The organism is Methanococcus vannielii SB (assembly GCF_000017165.1).
Taxonomy (GTDB): domain Archaea; phylum AGJL01; class Methanococci; order Methanococcales; family Methanococcaceae; genus Methanococcus; species Methanococcus vannielii.
Genome location: NC_009634.1, coordinates 1482372 through 1500492, shown reverse-complemented (window position 1 = coordinate 1500492; position 18121 = coordinate 1482372). Strand labels below are relative to the sequence as shown.

At 30.3% G+C, this 18121-nt stretch carries 19 protein-coding genes; 10 read left to right on the top strand and 9 right to left on the bottom strand.

What is annotated here, in order from left to right:
- Positions 1-54: 54 nt before the first annotated feature.
- The 3 genes from MEVAN_RS07610 to eif1A form a co-directional block, all read right to left on the bottom strand.
- Positions 55-609, bottom strand: coding sequence for a KH domain-containing protein (locus MEVAN_RS07610; protein WP_012066285.1), 555 nt, complete (start codon positions 607-609; stop codon positions 55-57).
- 110 nt (positions 610-719) lie between these two features.
- A complete protein-coding gene (locus MEVAN_RS07605) occupies positions 720-1541 on the bottom strand; it encodes a serine protein kinase RIO (RefSeq protein ID WP_012066284.1) in 822 nt (273 codons plus the stop codon).
- Positions 1542-1550: 9 nt separating this feature from the next.
- Positions 1551-1856: a translation initiation factor eIF-1A gene (gene eif1A, locus MEVAN_RS07600; protein WP_012066283.1), complete on the bottom strand. Its 306-nt coding sequence runs from the start codon at positions 1854-1856 to the stop codon at positions 1551-1553.
- Positions 1857-2011: 155 nt separating this feature from the next.
- On the opposite strand from eif1A, the gene pyrF reads away from it, so the two are divergent.
- The 4 genes from pyrF to cobK all read left to right on the top strand — a co-directional run bounded on the left by pyrF (position 2012) and on the right by cobK (position 5414).
- Positions 2012-2659, top strand: coding sequence for an orotidine-5'-phosphate decarboxylase (pyrF, locus tag MEVAN_RS07595; protein ID WP_048059177.1), 648 nt, complete (start codon positions 2012-2014; stop codon positions 2657-2659).
- A 118-nt stretch (positions 2660-2777) separates the two neighbouring features.
- Positions 2778-3857 (top strand): class III signal peptide-containing protein, encoded by a 1080-nt coding sequence (locus MEVAN_RS07590; RefSeq protein WP_012066281.1) that lies wholly within the window; start codon positions 2778-2780, stop codon positions 3855-3857.
- Between the two features lie 84 nt (positions 3858-3941).
- Positions 3942-4625 carry a class III signal peptide-containing protein gene (locus MEVAN_RS07585; protein WP_012066280.1) on the top strand — a complete coding sequence of 228 codons (684 nt, stop codon included), beginning with the start codon at positions 3942-3944 and terminating at the stop codon, positions 4623-4625.
- A gap of 39 nt (positions 4626-4664) precedes the next feature.
- Positions 4665-5414 carry a precorrin-6A reductase gene (gene cobK / locus MEVAN_RS07580; RefSeq protein WP_012066279.1) on the top strand — a complete coding sequence of 250 codons (750 nt, stop codon included), beginning with the start codon at positions 4665-4667 and terminating at the stop codon, positions 5412-5414.
- A gap of 2 nt (positions 5415-5416) precedes the next feature.
- Here cobK and MEVAN_RS07575 read toward each other — a convergent pair whose 3' ends face one another.
- From MEVAN_RS07575 to MEVAN_RS07565, 3 genes are all read right to left on the bottom strand, one after another.
- Positions 5417-6706 (bottom strand): alkaline phosphatase family protein, encoded by a 1290-nt coding sequence (locus tag MEVAN_RS07575; RefSeq protein WP_012066278.1) that lies wholly within the window; start codon positions 6704-6706, stop codon positions 5417-5419.
- Positions 6707-6871: 165 nt separating this feature from the next.
- A complete protein-coding gene (locus MEVAN_RS07570) occupies positions 6872-7564 on the bottom strand; it encodes a fibrillarin-like rRNA/tRNA 2'-O-methyltransferase (RefSeq protein ID WP_012066277.1) in 693 nt (230 codons plus the stop codon).
- A gap of 18 nt (positions 7565-7582) precedes the next feature.
- Entirely contained in the window at positions 7583-9055 is a 1473-nt protein-coding gene (locus MEVAN_RS07565; RefSeq protein ID WP_012066276.1) for a hypothetical protein, read from the bottom strand.
- Between the two features lie 159 nt (positions 9056-9214).
- Here MEVAN_RS07565 and spcS point away from each other — a divergent pair, with 159 nt between their 5' ends.
- Positions 9215-10525 (top strand): O-phosphoseryl-tRNA(Sec) selenium transferase, encoded by a 1311-nt coding sequence (spcS, locus tag MEVAN_RS07560; protein ID WP_012066275.1) that lies wholly within the window; start codon positions 9215-9217, stop codon positions 10523-10525.
- 173 nt (positions 10526-10698) lie between these two features.
- On the opposite strand, the gene MEVAN_RS07555 is transcribed toward spcS, so the two are convergent.
- The gene (locus tag MEVAN_RS07555; protein ID WP_012066274.1) at positions 10699-12009 is read right to left on the bottom strand and encodes an ArsB/NhaD family transporter; all 1311 of its coding nucleotides are present in this window, start codon (positions 12007-12009) and stop codon (positions 10699-10701) included.
- A 215-nt stretch (positions 12010-12224) separates the two neighbouring features.
- Between MEVAN_RS07555 and MEVAN_RS07550 the strand changes: the two genes are divergently transcribed.
- The 5 genes from MEVAN_RS07550 (at position 12225) to MEVAN_RS07530 (ending at position 15219) form a co-directional block, all read left to right on the top strand.
- Entirely contained in the window at positions 12225-12800 is a 576-nt protein-coding gene (locus MEVAN_RS07550) for a hypothetical protein (RefSeq protein WP_012066273.1), read from the top strand.
- A gap of 77 nt (positions 12801-12877) precedes the next feature.
- Positions 12878-13663 (top strand): cell division ATPase MinD, encoded by a 786-nt coding sequence (gene minD / locus MEVAN_RS07545; RefSeq protein WP_012066272.1) that lies wholly within the window; start codon positions 12878-12880, stop codon positions 13661-13663.
- Positions 13660-13842, top strand: coding sequence for a hypothetical protein (locus MEVAN_RS07540; protein WP_012066271.1), 183 nt, complete (start codon positions 13660-13662; stop codon positions 13840-13842). Before minD ends, MEVAN_RS07540 begins: the two co-directional genes overlap by 4 nt.
- A gap of 9 nt (positions 13843-13851) precedes the next feature.
- Positions 13852-14490, top strand: coding sequence for a hypothetical protein (locus MEVAN_RS07535; protein ID WP_012066270.1), 639 nt, complete (start codon positions 13852-13854; stop codon positions 14488-14490).
- A gap of 27 nt (positions 14491-14517) precedes the next feature.
- A complete protein-coding gene (locus MEVAN_RS07530; RefSeq protein WP_012066269.1) occupies positions 14518-15219 on the top strand; it encodes a glycosyltransferase family 2 protein in 702 nt (233 codons plus the stop codon).
- A gap of 3 nt (positions 15220-15222) precedes the next feature.
- Here MEVAN_RS07530 and MEVAN_RS07525 read toward each other — a convergent pair whose 3' ends face one another.
- Together MEVAN_RS07525 and dph5 are read right to left on the bottom strand one after the other, a co-directional pair.
- Positions 15223-16752: a radical SAM protein gene (locus MEVAN_RS07525; protein WP_012066268.1), complete on the bottom strand. Its 1530-nt coding sequence runs from the start codon at positions 16750-16752 to the stop codon at positions 15223-15225.
- Between the two features lie 470 nt (positions 16753-17222).
- Entirely contained in the window at positions 17223-17990 is a 768-nt protein-coding gene (gene dph5, locus MEVAN_RS07520) for a diphthine synthase (RefSeq protein ID WP_012066267.1), read from the bottom strand.
- Positions 17991-18121 lie beyond the last annotated feature (131 nt).

Sequence of the window (18121 nt, the reverse complement as noted above, 5' to 3'; positions counted from 1 at the left end):
AAAAATTCAAATAAATAAATTTCAAAATAAAAAAGAATAAAAAAATAAAATTAATTATTTCCAAAGTCGTAATTCACTTCTTTTAACATCTTGCCTATGCCTTTCAAGGAATTTGTACATTTTTGAGTGTGATGTTCCCCTTAAAAGCATTTCTATTGCATCTTTTGCAATTTGAACTGGTTCTATTTCCCCAAGAATTGAAACTGTTTTCCCGTAAACTGAAACGTGTGTTCCAGTAAGTTCCTCAATGTAACGTCTTGATTTTCCAGAACTCCCTATAATTCTACCCTTTAACCTTTGTAGAGCTTTATCAGAACTTGCATATTCTGTAATGTCAATAGTTTCAAAGGAATGTTCATCAGAAAGCAGTTTTAAAGCTTTTTCGGGACTAAAACCCCTACCAACTGCCTTTACAATATCCCTTGCTTTCCAGAGTGCAAGTGCATCTTTTTGTTCTTCTGTTGAATATATCGTAACTTCTCCTTCAGAGTCAATTTCAAGTTCAACTCCAAGGTCGGCCTCGATTTTTTTCCGTACTTCGCCGTGAGTTCCGATAAGTGCCCCTGTTCTCTCTTTTGGAATCTTCACTACTTCCACGTTCTCATACATAAAGTCTCACCAAACTTGTAAATTAGGATTTTGTAGTTATTAAAAAAATATTAAACTGCTATTAAAAATATATGGTTAAATGTAATTTATATATTCCATTAATTAGTCCCTTAATATGACTTGGCCATTTCTTCATCAATTAAGTCTAATTCTTCTCCTGAAACGAATTTATAAAATTCTTTATAGTCGGTTTTAATTCCTTTGCGTTTAAAGAAACCGCATACATTTTTAACGTCCCTAATAAGAAGTGTTTTAGATAAAGGATGCTGTGATACAACGCCTTGCGAAAAGTCGATATATACTGGTTCATCGTCATTTACCAGTATGTTATACTCTGAAAGGTCGCCATGTACAAGATTTGCTTCTTGGTAAAGTATTTTCATATCTTCCCGAATCATTTCATAAAATTCTTTAAAATCTACTTCAACATCCTTTAATCTTGGAGAAGGAATTCCATCTTCATGTACTAATTCCATTAAAAGTATATTTTCTCGCTTTAAAATTGCTTCAGGCGTTGTTATATAGTCTCCCGCCCTTAAAAGGTTTCGGTATTCCTTTTCAACCCATGCGGTAACAATCTGCCGAGTACTGCTTCTCCTTAAGTGAAATCTTGGGTCCCCCTGAATATATTTCCACATAGTTTTAAAATCACATGTAGAAACCCTATATACTTTTAAAGCGAAATATTCATCGTCTTTATGGGCAGAAAATACTACTGCTTCCTTTCCAGAATTAACTACCCCTGAAATTTCATCCACGTGTTTTCCAACCAGTAAATTATACATATTTAGGAGAGTTCTCTGATCAAAAACTTCATTTTCAGTTTTCAAAGATTCTAAAAACTTTTTTTTCCGTTCTACAATCTTTTTTTGAAATTCTTGGTCGAGCTGTTTTTCTCGTTTAGCTAAATCCATTTTAAGGACGTCTTTCATATTTTATCCCTAACGCATGAAGTCAAGGTACCCTTTCTTAGCTAACCAATCAACCTGTCCTTTTGTATATCTCCATATAATGTCACATTTTTCGTCACTTTGAACTTCCCAAGGGGTTACAATTACAACATCGTCTTCCCTTACCCAGATTTTTCTCTTTAATTTTCCAGGAATTCTTCCCATTCTAAGATGCCCATCCATACATCTTACTCTAACCCTACTTGCACCAAGCATTTGTTCAATTACGCCTAAAATTTCATTATCTGACTCTCTTGGCACTCTTACTCTTGTTTGAGTTACTTCTTGTTCTTGCATAGCTCTCACCTATTTTTGATAATTTTGAAAAACTAGTTGATAAAATATTAATAAATCAAAAGAAAAACGTAAAACGAAAATTCGTTTTTGAATTTAAATCTTTTTATAGTAATGACGTATTAATCATTTATATACTTAATTATGGCGGTGGTAATTTGATAAAGTTAATGCTCGCACTCGATGTATTAGATGAAAAAAACGCATTAAAAATTGCAGAAGAAACTTGTGAATATATCGATTCAATAAAAATAGGGTATCCATTAGTTTTAGGTACTGATTTAAAAATTATTGAAAAAATAAAAAATCTTACAGGTAAAGAAGTAATCTGCGATTTTAAAGTTGCGGATATTCCTTCAACAAATGAAAAAATAGCAGAATTGACTCTAAATTACGCTGACGGGATAATATGTCAGGGTTTTGTTGGTAAAGATAGCGTTTCTGCAATTTTAAACATTGCAAGGAAAAAAAATAAAAAAGTAATAGTTGTAACTGAAATGTCGCATCCGGGAGCTACTGAATATTTAAAAAACGTAGCAAATGATATGGCAGATATGGCAAAGAATTTAAAGGTTGATGGAATTGTTGCACCTTCAACAAGAGTAGAAAGGTTAAAAGAGCTTAAAAAAATTGTTGGAGATTTATTTATAATTTCTCCGGGCGTTGGTGCACAGGGTGGAGATTTAAAAGAAGTTTTAAATGTTTTAGATGAAAATGACTATGTTATTATTGGACGAGCAATATATGAAAGTGAAAATCCAAAAGAAAGTGCTAAAAATTATAAAATGCAAATATCAACATTTTAGCTTTTTTTTAATAAATTGCCACATAACATTTTTATATTTTTGAAAACATATATTTAGTATAGAATAGTAATTTAATAAGGGTGTTGAAATTTTAAAAATGTTTTTTAGGATGATAATTATGCCATTTAAAAAAAGAGCCCAGCTTTCAATTGAGCTTATAGTACTAATTTTTGCAGTACTTCTTGGAGGCGCACTTCTTACTTCAAACATGCTTTCGGATAGTGGGGAGTATAATGAAATTTCAAATGTAAAAAAATCTACATTTTCTGCATTTATAAATTCGGAAGGTACGGTAACTTCAGAATCTGGAAATAATGAAAATACTGAAGAAGAGGGTAATGAAGATGAATCCGAAGAAGAAGAAGAAGATACTGGGGAAGATGAATCTTTAAAATATACTAGAATATATATTAATGCACCGGTAAATCCCACGGGTTCTGAAAAAAATAACAAGTTTAGTGCAGTTTTAGAAGATGGAAGAGTAATTGAATTAAAAAAGAAAGGTTCTGACAAGGGGCTGTATATTGGCGGTGAAGATTACCCAATTATTAGGGGGAATACCGTTGAATTTAATATAACAAAATTAATTATACGAATAAAACAACCTTCACAAACAACTTTATTGGTAAATGAAACACCTGTTGATAAAAATAGTAAAAAATTCACGGTAGAAGTTAAAGAAATTTCCCCAATGCTGATAAAAATTAGAAGAGACAATGGAAACAATTTTAATATTGAACTTAATGCGACAGGAGTTAAAATAAACGTTGATGAAGATGACGATAATGATGAAGATACCTATTCGAGTGTAAATATATATGTCGATAACTTAAAAATTACAGATATAAAAGATATTACAGGATTAGATATTTCTGGAAAAAAAATAAACAATCCTAAGACCGATACTTGGTATGACGCAAAAGAAATTGAATTTATTGGCGATAGTACCCCATTAGACTACCATTTTAGTCATTTTTTATTAAGAACATCTAACCTTTCAGAAACGATATACTCAAAAGTTCCAGTTGAAATGGCAAATAAACAAATTAAAATTGTTTCAAACATTCCTCAAGGTATACGATTTTTGGTTTCCGGAAGTAAAAATTCTGGATATAAAATTACTATTCATTATGATGCAGGTGCAGGAACTACAGGATATGGTGCTACAACAAATAATGTAGATATTACTTTTCAATAACTAAAATTCTTTTAATTAAATATTTATTCTTTAAAATTCTATTTTTATACGGGATATTATTTTAATTTTAAAGAGGGGATTTATATGGCAAAACTTTTAAGGGGCCAAATTTCCATAGAATTTATTATTTTATTGATGGCAGTTTTACTTGTTGGAACTCTTGTTTCTGTTCAAATGACCAAATCTACTTTTGAATCAAGTCCAATAAATGAAGTTAGAAAAAACGTTTTTGGAGCAATTACTATTGGGGGAGTTACTACTGAAGATGAAAAATTTGGATTTTCATTAAATATTTCAGGGCTTAGTATTACCCCAACAGGATCTATTCAAAACTTTGAACTTCATATAAATGACACAAGAAAAGACATCGAATATAGGTACAATATTGAAAAAGGCGATAAAGGACTAATACTTATAAATGGAACTAAAAGTACGCATGTAAGTGTTTATCCCGATCCAGTTACTGGATACGCTAGCGAAGTTACATTTAGGACAAGTAATCTTAATTCATTATTATTAAATACGGGAACTGAAGTACCAATCCCACAATACATTAACAAATTTATAATATCGGCAAATAATCCTGAAAAAAATCCAATAAAATACAGTGTTTCAAAGGATTCTAAAAATCCAAGCTCTTCACAATTATTAGTTGATTTTAAAGGCAATGATGTAAATATAACACTTATTAAAGCAGGTGGTGGCGGTTCAGTATATTATACACTAATAAATAATGCTGATGGGAGTATTAGTATTGTTGAAATTTGAAAGTCATACTAAAATATTAAAGTATTTTACGTGAAAATCATGAAGATATGGATTCGAGGCGGAACGAGCGATGCAGAAAAAATTTCAAAAGAAATTAAAAGAAATTTTAAAAATGTATTTTTAATCGTTACAACAACAACAGAACTTGGCGGGGAAATTGCGAAAAGTTATGCTGATTACGTAATTTCAGAAAAAATGACTCGTGAAAATTTAAAAAAAATGCTTGTTGAAAACGAAATATCTATTTTTTTGGATGCAACGCACCCTTTTTCAGTGAATGCAAGTGAAACGGGCATAAATGTTTCCAAAGAATTAAATATTCCATATATTCGTTATGAAAGACCCGTTGAAACTTTTGAAAACGCATATTATGTGGATAGTTTTGAAAAAGCATCTAAATTAGCGTTAAGTATTTCTAAAAAAAATATATTTTATATGGCAGGAATAAAAAATTTAGAATCGATTTCAAAATTAATCCCTTTAGAAAGATTAATTGTTAGAATACTGCCTGTATCGATAATTGATGCTTTAAAAATTGTTCCTTCAAAAAATATAGTTGCAATGCAAGGCGTATTTTCTAAAGAACTAAATTATAATTTAATAAAGGATTATAATTGTGATGTAATTATAACTAAGGATAGCGGTAAAACTGGCGGAATTTATGAAAAAGTTTCTGGTGCACTGCTAGCAGGGGCAATCCCAATAATTGTAAACCGTCCAAAAATTGATTACCCGTTAAAATTTGAAAAAGTGGAAGATTTGATAAATTATTTAAAAAAATTTAATTAAGGTCACTGTAAGTGCTCTAAATCTTCATCATTTGGTATATATTTTATTAAATTTGGGCCAGGCCTAAGGCCATTTAGTAGTGCCTTATTGGTATAATTTAATATTATATTCAATAATTCATCATATTTTATTCTTAAATTACCTTTATAACAATTCTTTTCATTAAAAGTTGGAGTATCGTCCCGCCTTACATTTTTCCCAGAAACTATTATGGAATAAGGGTCACCAGAATTTACAAGTGTTCCTAAAAATGGATAAACTTTATTTGAAGTTATAATAATTAATACATTCTCAAGGTTAGTAAATGGCTCAAGATATGAATCGAGTTTTTCTATTTCGGAAACTTTTTCAAAAGGAGCATATTTTAAACAAGAGTCTTTTAAATATGTTGTTTTTGCATAAATAAGGTCATAATATTCTAAATATTTAATAGAGTTTTGAAAAACTTCTTTTGAATCATTTACAATTAAATAATCCCATTTTAAAAGTTTTGAAAAACCTTTTGCCTGACTAAAGTCGGAAATTGAAATTGTTTTCATTCCTGTTTTTTCTTGAAACGAAGGAAGTTCAACTTGCTTACCTGCAAATTTTGTAAGCATAAAGTTTATTGGGTATTTTCCACGTCTTTTTCTTTTTTCATTTACTTCGTTTGAGTCAAGCAGTTTATGTATTCTTAATAAAAATTTATTTAAAGCATTTGCAGTACTTTCTGCACGGCGGTATTCTGGTTCAGTACTGCATAATTCCTTAACTGGAACTATTTTTTGTACGTGCCTGCCTTGAAAATACGGGTCACTATCAGAAATTTTATCCGATATCCAGCCACTTTTGTCTGACATTGAAATTACACAAGTGCTATTTTTGCATTTTTGTAAGTGAAATTCGTATCCTTCGTAGTAATTTGGAATACAGTCCCTAATTTTATTGAGGTCGTCTTCTAAAATATCATTATTAACCCGATTAATAACTCTAAATCCATCTTCATCCTTTAAAACAGGTACAAAAAAACATTCCATATATATAGTATTATCTTTAATTTCTAAATCTTCCCCAAGTGCCTTTATAACGCCCATACCTGGAAATAATTCCTTAGGATATCCAGAAATTACGAACGTATCTTCATACGAAATTTTTGGAACTCCTGCCATGTAAGAATTCATCAATCCGCACGAACCATTTTGCAGTATTTTATCTAAATTTTTAGTATTTGCATATTCCAATGGCGTCTTATTCCCCAATTCTTCGTAAACATCATCTAAAAGTCCATCGAGTGATAATACTATAGTTTTCAAAATTCCACGCCCCAATTATGTCAATATTATAATTTATTAATATCTAACTATATAAAGCTAAAAATAAAGAACTGATAGATTATCTATATATTGATTAAAAAAGAAATTTTTAATAGCGTTAAAAAATAACTGTAAAAAAATTTTAAAAAAATAGGTATTAAAATATTAATTTCCTTTCCAGATTCCAACAAACATTATATGGTCTTTTTCAAAGGGTTCAATGTTTATTTCATCAACTATATCAAATCCGCCTTCAATCAGTATCTTTTTTTGTTCTAAAAATATTTCTTTTGGATTTTTAGTAACATCTATACTTCTTGCCTTAATTGATATCATTGCATATCCATCTTTATTTAAAAACCATTTTGCATTTTTAACTAAAATTTCTGCCTGATTTGGCTGGGCAACATCTTCAAATATTACATCTACTTTTCCAACGATATTCGAATATTCAAAAGGCCTATTTGCATCCCCTAAAATAGGAATTAAATTTATTCTCTCATTACATGAATCTATAAATTCTCTCATTATTCTTGGTGCAAATTCTACTGCATAAACTATTGTATCTTCAGAAATGTCTGAAACGTGTGAAGGAGTAGTTCCTGCAGAAGCCCCCAAATACAGCACTTTTGTTCCTTTTTTTATAGGCATTTTTTTTAAACCATTTATTATTGCCGCTCCAAGCTTACTTTTATTTGGGTTCCATATCCTATATTCTTTATTTTCAGAATAAATTAATTTTTCCCCGTAAACTCGTTTTCCAGGAGCTAAAGATTTTGTAGCAATTCTTTTTAATCCGTCTCCAAGGTCTACGCCGTAAACGTTACTAAATATTTCTTTTACTTTTATTTTTTCCATTTAATTCACCACCAGTTCTTAATTTTGTGAAGAAGTTTTTCCAATTACTTTTCTTTCCATTTTAGGTTTTGGCGGTCCGCCTCTTTTTTCGCCTGTTCTTTCATTTTGTGGTTTTGGCCTATTTCCATCTTTTTCACCACTTTTTGGCTTATTAAATGGCTTTCCATCTCTTGGCCTTCCATCATCTTTTTTCCGATCTCCCCTTGGCTTTTCACCAAACGGCTTATTTCCCCGTGGTTTTCCATCTCGTGGTTTTCCATCTTTTTCACCACTTTTTGGCTTATTAAATGGCTTTCCATCTCTTGGCCTTCCATCATCTCTTTTAGGCCCGCCTTTACCTTTAAAGTCTCTTGTGTCAGGCCTTGGTCTTCTCTTTTTGGTCGGTTCTGGGAATTTTTCCTTTATCATTTCAACTTTTTTATTCATATCTTCAAAAAGCATTTCTGAAATGTCATTTCCAAAAACGTCCGCCCTTATTGCAATAGAAATTTTACATGAAATTGCCCTTGCAACTTTTCCATGAATCCACCACGGATTTCCCTGAATAAGGGGGTGTTGGAATATTATACCATGTTTTGGAGGTGCTGCTCTTTCCCTTAAGTGTGCAAATAATGCTTTTTCTGCACCAATTACCTGAATAGTTGACGCTGGAAGTTTTATAAGCCGTTCCATTCCCCCAGCAAGGCTTATTAATCTTGCACCAATTGAAGCACCTGCAAGTTTAGTTAAATTCGGCGCAATTTCCTTCATTGAAGCTTCTAAGTACTCTTGTAACTTTTCACGGTATTCATACATTCCATTTATTTCATTTGCAAGGTTTTTCATTATTTCAAGGTCGTATTCTGATACGTCTGCCCCCATTGACTCTTTTGCCGCAAGAGAAATCGTTCTTGCAATATTTGAAGGCATTGTTTTTTTAAGACTTGTTCTCGTGTATTCTTCCTTGTCACCATATTCAGAAACTAATTTAACGTAAATATCGTGTTTTTTAATTAAACTATCCATTTCTGGAAAATACAGTGAATACCATTCCCTAAGTCTTTCAGAAAACAAGTTTAATGTTTCATCAAGGTTATCAAGAGCATTTACTGTCTGTACTATCAATTTATCTTTTTGTTCCGATGATTTTTTCATCATTAACTTTGTAAATTGGGTTCCCCATTCATTCATTTTTATTAAAAAGTCTTCATTATCTTCAAAAATCCCGTAATGTTTCCCAATTTCAAATAGGTTGTTCCTAATAAACTCCCCCGTAGGATTTATTTTTGAACTAGTGTATTCAACATTCACATCTACTTCTTCAATTTCCCATTCTTTTTTTATTTCACCAATAATTTCGAAATTAGCCTGCCTAAAATCATACATAATTTTTGGAATTTCGACATTATCAAATATTTTATAGTATTTAATATCTTCTATTGAGTATTCGCCGTTTTTCGAAGTTTCCTCAAATGCAAATGCTCCAAAGGGTGCAAAGGCAATGAACAACATAAAATCACCTGAAAAATTATATAAATCCATAAAAAAATGTAATTTTAAACTTGTAGTTAATCTAAAACTATTTAATCATTCGGGTATTTAATACTAATTACAATCGAAAAAATCGCTAAGGGATATATTAATTACTCAGTTAATTTAAAAAGTGATAGAATGCTTGATTTTAATGTTAGCGGATTGATTCCAAAAAATATGGAAAAAAGAGGGGAATTGGTATTTTCCGAAAATTTAAAGGAAATTGAAGATATATTTAACCATCGAAAAATTCCGGAAAATGGGCTTAGCAATGAAAAAATAAGACTTTTTTTACGGTTTCTTTCAATGATGGATACAGATAAAGACCCAAAATCTATTAGAATTGGTGAAAGAGAAGCTAGAATTGTTTCAAGTGTTCATGATGAACTATCATATGGATTCTGTCACGGGGTTGGTAGAAGCGGAAATTTAATAGATCCTCAGCCAAAAGCACCCGGTGCAAGTATAATGTATTCGCTTACAAATAAAATCCTTGAAAGCTTCTTAAAAACGCTTGGAATAGACGTATATGGAATTTCAACACCGGTATCTACTGGAATGTCTATTTCACTATGTTTATGTGCAGCTAGAAAAAAATATGCATCAAATGTTGTAATTTATCCTTATGCTGCACATAAAAGTCCAATAAAAGCCGTTTCATTTGCAGGTATGAAGATGAGACTTGTTGAAACGGTTTTAGATGGAGATAAAGTATATGTTCCGGTTGAGGAGATAGAAAGTGCGGTTAAAAAAGAAATTGAGCTAGGGAATAATCCTTGCATTTTAAGTACACTTACATTTTTTCCGCCAAGAAATAGCGATGATATTTTAGAAATATCAAAAATTTGCGAAATTTATGACATTCCCCATATAGTTAATGGGGCTTACGCTTTACAGAATAATTTTTACATCGAAAAGCTGAAAAAAGCATTTAAATACCGAATCGATGCAGTTGTAAGTTCGAGTGATAAAAACTTACTTACCCCAATTGGCGGAGGAATTATATTTTCAAAAAATCAGGACTTTTTAAAAGAAATTTCTCACTGCTATCCTGGAAGGGCATCTGCAACGCCAATTGTAAGTACCCTAGTTTCACTACTTTCGATAGGATCTAAAAATTATATCGAACTTATGAAAAATCAAAAAAGCAGTAAAAAGCTATTGGACGATTTATTGTATGATTTATCAAAAAAAACAGGGAATAAATTGTTAGATTCAGAAAGCCCAATTGCGTCATGTATTTCAGTAAATTCTAACCCCGTAGAAATTGCTGCAAAACTATATAATTTAAGAGTAACGGGCCCAAGAGGCGTAACAAAAACAGACAAATTTGGAAATTGCTATACTGGAAACTACATCTATGATTATATTGTAATGAATGCTGCAATAGGTGTAAAAACAGAAGATGTAGTAAATGCAGTCGATAAACTTGAAAAAATAATTTTATAATGAGTATATGTTTTGAAATATATTAAACTCGAAAAATTTAAAAGTATTTATTTATTTATTTATTTATTTATTTATTTATTTATTTATTTATTTATTTATTTATTTATTTATTTATTATTTTTATCCAAAATTATTTTAAATAATGGTTATTGGATAGCCATTAAATTAAAAATTCAACTGATATACGCTCCAAAAATTAAAAATGGAGAATATATTGCCAAATTAACCAGTGTAACAACTACTCCAAGTTTTAAAAATTCAAAAAATGAAGTTGTAAACCGGTATCTTGATTCTAACCCTTCAAGAATTATTATATTTGATGCGGCACCAAGAATCGTCAAATTTCCTGCAATAGTACTTGCCATTGAAAGACTAAGCCATGCATAAGTGTGATTTGATGTGTAACCTGCCAAAATTAGGTAGCTTGTAAAAAGTTTCGTAAATGGAACGTTACTTATAAATTGGCTTACTGTCAATGATAAAAATACTATTGCAAAATAGCTTTCAAAAACGTTTTCTGGGCCGGGAACCAGCGTGTTAAAAAGTCCTTGAAACAATCCACTTTTCCAAACGCCGTTCATTGTAATAAACATTGTAATGAAAAATATTATTGCACCAAAATCAATTCCCCTTAGTACGTTTCTAGGATTTGAAAGGAAGAAATATGTTAAAGTTGCAACAACAAACGGTATAACGCCCCGATTTGAAAATAAAATATTTCCACCAATACTTAAAATATCGTTTACGATAAGAGCAGTTATAATTCCCAAAAGCGCTAAAACGCCTAAAACAGCATCATTTTTATTTTTAATCTCTCCTTCAAAAGTGTTTAAATATTCTACTTTTTTATCATTTTTTATACGGTAACTTCTTAGAATAATAATCGGAGTTATTAAAAGGTTCAATAGTGTTGGAATTCCAAGATATAAAAAGAATTCTAAAAATGGAGCTTTTAAACCAGATTGTGTTGTAATCAGCATATTTTGAGGGTTTCCAATTGGGCTCATTACTGAACCTATCGTTATTGCAAATGCCATTACGAAAAATAATGGCTTTGGGTCAATTTTAATTACTCTTGCTAGTGCAAAAATTATTGGTGCCCCCATAAATGCAAGTGTATCGTTAATTAAAAATGCGGAGAAAATTCCAACTCCCAATGATAAAAATATCGAAATTTTATATACTGAATTATTTTTTGCAAATTTGATGATTTTTGATATTGAATAAGCTAAAAGCCCGCTTTGTTCAATAACTGCAACAATTGAAAACATCCCTAATAAAAATAAAATCACTTCAAAGTCTATTGAATTTATTATCTCGTCCGGTGGAACTAAATTTGAAAAAACCATTATTGAAGATGATAAAGCCATTACTACCCATACTGGCGTTTTTGATTGCTTTGTCCGCAGCATTAAAAATCCAATAAGGAATATTATTACAAAAGATGCCACTATTTTCTCAAAACTATGGAAACTTTGAACCATTTTAGCCCCTTTGTGTCAATAAAATCCGTAATTTAAAAGGTATAAAATTAATTTGAGATTTAACTTATTATATCCATATTAAAACTTGAATTTGCCATTTTGTATTTTTAATAAAATCAGAAATATTATAACTTAGTAGATATTTAATAAACACTAATAGTTATTTAGTTTTATTTAGTATATTGATTAATGTAAAACATTGCCTGGTGTGGTAAATGATTGGAGTTTCTAAAATGTATTTTGATATTCCTAATTTTTTAGGAATTTCTGATTTTAAAATAGTAGAACCATATAATAATTACTGTAATAGTGATATTTTAATTATATCGAACGGCTATTTTGATAAAGTTAGATTATTTAATCCGGATTCAGAAATAATGGAAGTAAAATCTGCCACATTTTTAGAATTAATTGAAACTCTTGAAAATTTTAAAAGGTTAGAAATCGGAGATTTAAAAACGATTGATGAATCCATAAATTACTTAAAAAAGAAAGATTTAGATTTAAAAACTAAAAATCGAGATTTTATTTTAAATTTTGGATATAATGTAACTTCAAATTCAAAATTTATTGAAAAAATAATCAATGACTTAGGATTTAATAGATACCCTTTTGAAAAAAATATATTAATTGTTCCAGATTATGATTTAAATTTAAAAAATGCCTCAAATTTTGACTTAAAAATTGTTTTGAAAACACATAAATATGGTTTAAGTACTGTTGAACGCATTGAAGATAGATATTTGTCGATTTTAAATTCGTTAAATAATATACATCCTAATAAAACATAAAAACGTATATAGTATGTCATATATAATGTTTTAAGCTATTATAACTAAAGAAAGATTAATTTAAAGGTTGTGAAAGCATGGCAATAACTATTGCAGTAGCGTCAGGGAAAGGGGGAACTGGAAAAACAACAACCTGTGCAAATTTAGCTGTTGCACTATCCCAATTTGGTAAGGAAGTAACCGTAATTGATGCGGATATTTCAATGGCCAATCTAGAACTTGTAATGGGTATAGAAGGGCGACCAATTACATTAAATGACGTTCTTGCAGGAACTCATGACATTAAAAGTGCTATTTATGAGGGCCCTGCAGGCGTAAAAGTAGTCCCTGCCGGAGTTTCCCTTGATTCATTTAAAAAAGCAAGACCTGAAAGACTTCTTGAAGTACTTAGTAAGTTAGAAGAAGAGTGTGAAATACTTTTAATTGACTGCCCTGCTGGAATTGGAAAAGAAGCGTTAACCGCAATTTCTGCGGCAGAACAGCTAATAATCGTTGTTAACCCTGAAATTTCATCAATATCTGATGCGTTAAAAGTCGTATCTATAGCAAACCGTGTTGAAACTAATGTTTTAGGTGCAATTGTAAATAGAGTTACTGAAGATAGTTCAGAATTAAGTGCAAGGTCTATTGAAACAATTTTAGAAGTTCCAATCATTGGCATAGTGCCTGAAGATCCAAATGTTAGAAGAAGTTCTGCCTTTGGAGTCCCAATTATTTTAAAACATAGCGATTCAATAGCATCACAAGCGATAATTGAACTTGCTGCAAAACTGGTTGGTAAAAAATATATTCCCGAAAAGAAAGCTAAAGAGTCTTTTGTTAAAAAATTCTTTAAAGGCGTATTTGGAGGCCGGAAAAAATGATTTTAGATCCCGCAGTACTAACAATTTTAGTTTTATTGAGCATTGTTCTAAACGTTTTTTTGTTCATGAAACTCGTTGTTTTAAAGACTGAACTTGAAGGTATTAGGCAATCAACCCGGTTAACTAGCGATGAAGTCAGCAAATTACAAGAGCGACTCAAGAAAATCAAAACGCAGTAGAGGGGGACTATGAAAAAAATAATTACCTTTTCAGTACTTTTTTTAATAATGGTTATGAACGTTTGTGCTTCAGAATTAATACCTAGTGAAATTAGAGTAAATGATAGCGTATACTTGATATTTCAGTGGACTGCCCCTGAAAATGTCGAAAATTTCAGTACAAACATACTTTCAGATGATAAAATAGTTTTTGATAGCTACAAATATAATTTAAGTAGTATAAAAAAAGGGGAATCCATTTTCAAAGTTTTTAAGGGTACTGCAACAGAAGTTGGAAATTACCAAATTCAACTATTAAAAAGACACTTCCAAAACGGGCAATTGATTGGTTCAGTTGAAATTTTTGAAATATCCGTAGTTCCTGATGCGGGAGTTAGGATAATTGAAAAAATAGTAATTCAAAACGTCACTTCAAAAGAAATTCAAAAAGAAGTAAACTCAGTTGAAATTCAGAATGAAACAATTATTGAGATATTAAAAAATGAAACATCCGATCCACTGAATAATTTAATCGACAAAAATAGTACTGAAGTTTTAGAAAAGACTGCAAAAAAGCCACTAATAAGGCATGGTAGTATATATTATATACTAGGGGGGCTTATTCTCGGTATAGTATTTGGTGCAGTTATTGCATACGCAAAAGATTAATTATTTTTACTTTTTTAATGTGATAAGATGATTGCGGTCATTCCAGCATATAACGAAGAAAAAAACATTATTTCTGTTTTAAAGGAACTAAGTAATTTAGATATTGATACAGTTGTTGTAGACGATGGAAGTTTGGATAAAACAAGAAAAATAATTGAAGAATTTTTAGAAAAAAACGAATTTAAAAATAAAATTTTTCCAATATATAAAAGAAAAAATGAAGGAAAGTCTAAAGCTCTTGAAGAGGGGACTAATTATGCAATTAGGTTAGGATATGATACAATAATTTATATGGATGGGGATTACCAGCATAAGCCAAAAGACATTCCGTTACTAATTAAAAAAATGGAAACTGAAAATGCTGATGCTGTTTTTGGAGTTAGAAAATATAAAAACATTCCACTTCATAGGCAGTTTTCAAATTTTTTAGCAAGTTTTATAATGTCACTTACAGTTTCAGCATTTTCTAGAAGGGCCCATATCTTCAAAGACATACAGTGCGGATTTAGAGTAATAAAAAGTAGCTTCTTGCACGGAATTTATTTTGGGGAAGGATACAGTGTAGAACATTTAGTTGCACTACAGCTTGCCCAGAAAAATGCAAAAATCGCTGAAGAATATGTATCAATTGACTATCACCAAAATGCAATATCATATATCACAACAAAAAAAATTATTGACGTGATGAAAGAGGTTGTAAAATATATATTCAATAAAAAAAATAAATAAACCCTATTTTACAACTTTTCCAGTTATTGAGCGCCTACCATAGCCAGTTACCCTAATGTCAACAAAATTTCCAATTTCCAAGTTTTTTTCAGTGATTCCAACTAATATTGGGTAGCTTCCAAACTGCCTTCCAAAATACAGATTTTCTTTTTCTTTTAATTCGATAAATACATCCTTTAAAACCGTACCTTCAAAAAGTACTCGTTTTAACATCGGATTATCAATTTCAGTTCTTATTCTTTCTTTAAATTTTACAAAGAGATTCTTTCTTTTTTTTGCTTTTTCAATGTCTTTTAGATTTAAATCAGTTCCAAAAAATGGAACTGCCTGCCTTATATTTATTCTTCGAATTAAATTTTTAGAGTTATATATTTCTTTTAAATAATTATAGTTTATTTCAAAAGTTTCGTTTGATTCGCCCTTTAATCCAAAAAGTAGGTTTATTCCAGGAAGCAAATATGGCATACCGTTTTCTCCACGCATTCCACCAATTTCATTTAAAATGTTAACTGCATTTAAAATATCCTCTGGTTCAGTTAAAAGATTATTTTTCAAAATTACTCGTTCATCAAAGCTTTCAACGCCAAATGCTGCAACATTTCCTGGAGTACAGTATCTTACTAAAATTTTTGCAATTTCCCTTCCTTCCTTTTCATGTCTTGAAATAACAGAAGGGTTTGCATTATCAATATGTAGAACTTTTGGCTTTGAAACTGCATTTATTCCCCTAAATAATTTTTCAATTTCAAATACATTTGGTTTAGGAATCTCTTCACTATCATCTTTTGCCATATATGAAAATATACACGGCTGTCTTCCGATTCTAAAATATTCTATACCATTTTCATAAAGGTTTTTCACTTCAAAAATTATATTTTCAGAATTTCTAAATTTTGGAGTTCCATATCGTTTTGGTTCGGTACAAAAACTGCATCCACCACTATGTGCACGAGAACAACCCCTTGCAGTTTCTATTTCTGCAATAATATTTGGGTAATTGGGGTGAAGTTTTACAATTTTCGTCCCGTATTTTATGAAATCATCAAGTTCTTCATAAGTTCTAAGCCTTTTATTATCGATTTTTTCAGGATTAAAATTATTTAGTGCTAAATCATGTAGTACTGCTTCTAAATCCCCTTCAGATACCACGTCAAAGAAATACTTTAAATTGGATTCATCTTTTATTTTCCCGCCTTCAAGGGATGAACCAAATTTAGTTGCAACGGGGCCTCCTAAAATTTTTAAACCTTTGAAGTTGTAAAGTAAAGATACGAATTCTCTTAAAGTTGCAGGATTTGCATTCAAATATTTTCCCGGAGTATGAAACCCACAAATTGCAATTACACAGTCGTATCTATTGAAATCATATCCAGTTTTAACTTCTTTTCTTATTTTATCGATTGTTATATAATCTACTTCATGTTTAAATTTATAAAGCACTCCTGCAGTATATCTTGGATACGTGCCAATGTATGGGGGTACCCCAAGTCCTGCGGGTTCATCAGTGTATCCATCAAGAATTAAAAATTTCATAAAAATCACTAAATTAAAATTTTAACTTATAATGCATATGTTTAAATTAAATATATAAAAGAGGTATTTTAAATTATTTTGATTGTTTTAATATCTCAGTCGATGATGAAAATAACCAGCTCCGAATTGAACTCGATTCAATAATGACGAACCGTATGAGCTCTGAGACTGAAAAATTCTTTTGAATTTTTAAAACATTTGTCTAAAAACAGATTTTTTTATTAACTTTAAAAATAAGAATTATATAAAGAAAAAAGATAGGTTTTTAGAAAAAATGAAAGAGCATATTAAAATTGTCTATCTACTAATGATAACATTTACCATTTAGGTGTTAAATTATCTTTTAAATATTATTTAAACGTTGATTCAAACGTAAAATACCTTATGCACTTTTTTTACATCTTAGCACTTACTAATAGAGATTATTTATGTATAACCTCTTCTGAAATTGGGAAATTTATGAAACATGGTTAAATATTTTCAAATAAATATTTTAAAGCATCAGTTTCCATGAAATGAAGTTTTCCAAGGATAATAACACAGTGTAGTGGAGTTCCAAAGTCGTGTTTTATTAAATCTTTAATTTTACCATAAAAAAGCCCTGGTTTAATACTTCCTGCCCTTGCAACAACTAATACTTTCGTATTTTCATCTATTATTTTTTCTTTTCTTTTCTCCTCGATTTCTAAAAGTACAGATAAACCTTCGTTTGCGGTCATGAATTTCTGTTTGTCGGTCTGAATGTCCAAAAGACACAATGTGTGGTATCCCAAACTTAAATTATCTTTTATTACATCATAAGGAGTTTCTGGAAAATAATTCGGCTCTGGAAATACAATTGACGTTGTTTTTCCAAATTTATAGAGTTGTAAACCAGTAATTCCTATTGCAGAATAAATTGACGGTGCATTTAAAATTATAACCTCAATTCCTTTTTTTCTTGCTTCAACTGCGATATCAACATGAGTTGTTGCAACCATGGGGTCTCCAGCAGTTAAAAACATTATATCTTTTTCTTTTGCCTCTTCAATTAATTTATTTGTTTCGTACTCAACTTTTTCCCTGTTTAAAACAGTAATTTCCTTTTGAAGCGTTTTTTCTATCTTTTCAATCGTTGTTCCAGTTAGAATTGCGGTGTAAAATTCAGCGTAAATTTTATCAACTTTCTTTGCAAATTCAACTGTTTTAAGGGTAACATCTAATTCATCGTAAAGTCCAAGACCTGCCATTACAAGCATATTTTCACCTTTAATAAATACAAATATAACAGATAACAGTTTACAATAATTTATACTTAAGTACTGATGGTGTAGATAGGGATAGTTATTTTTTATTTTTTATAGTACTTTCTTTATTCTCCCTAAACCCT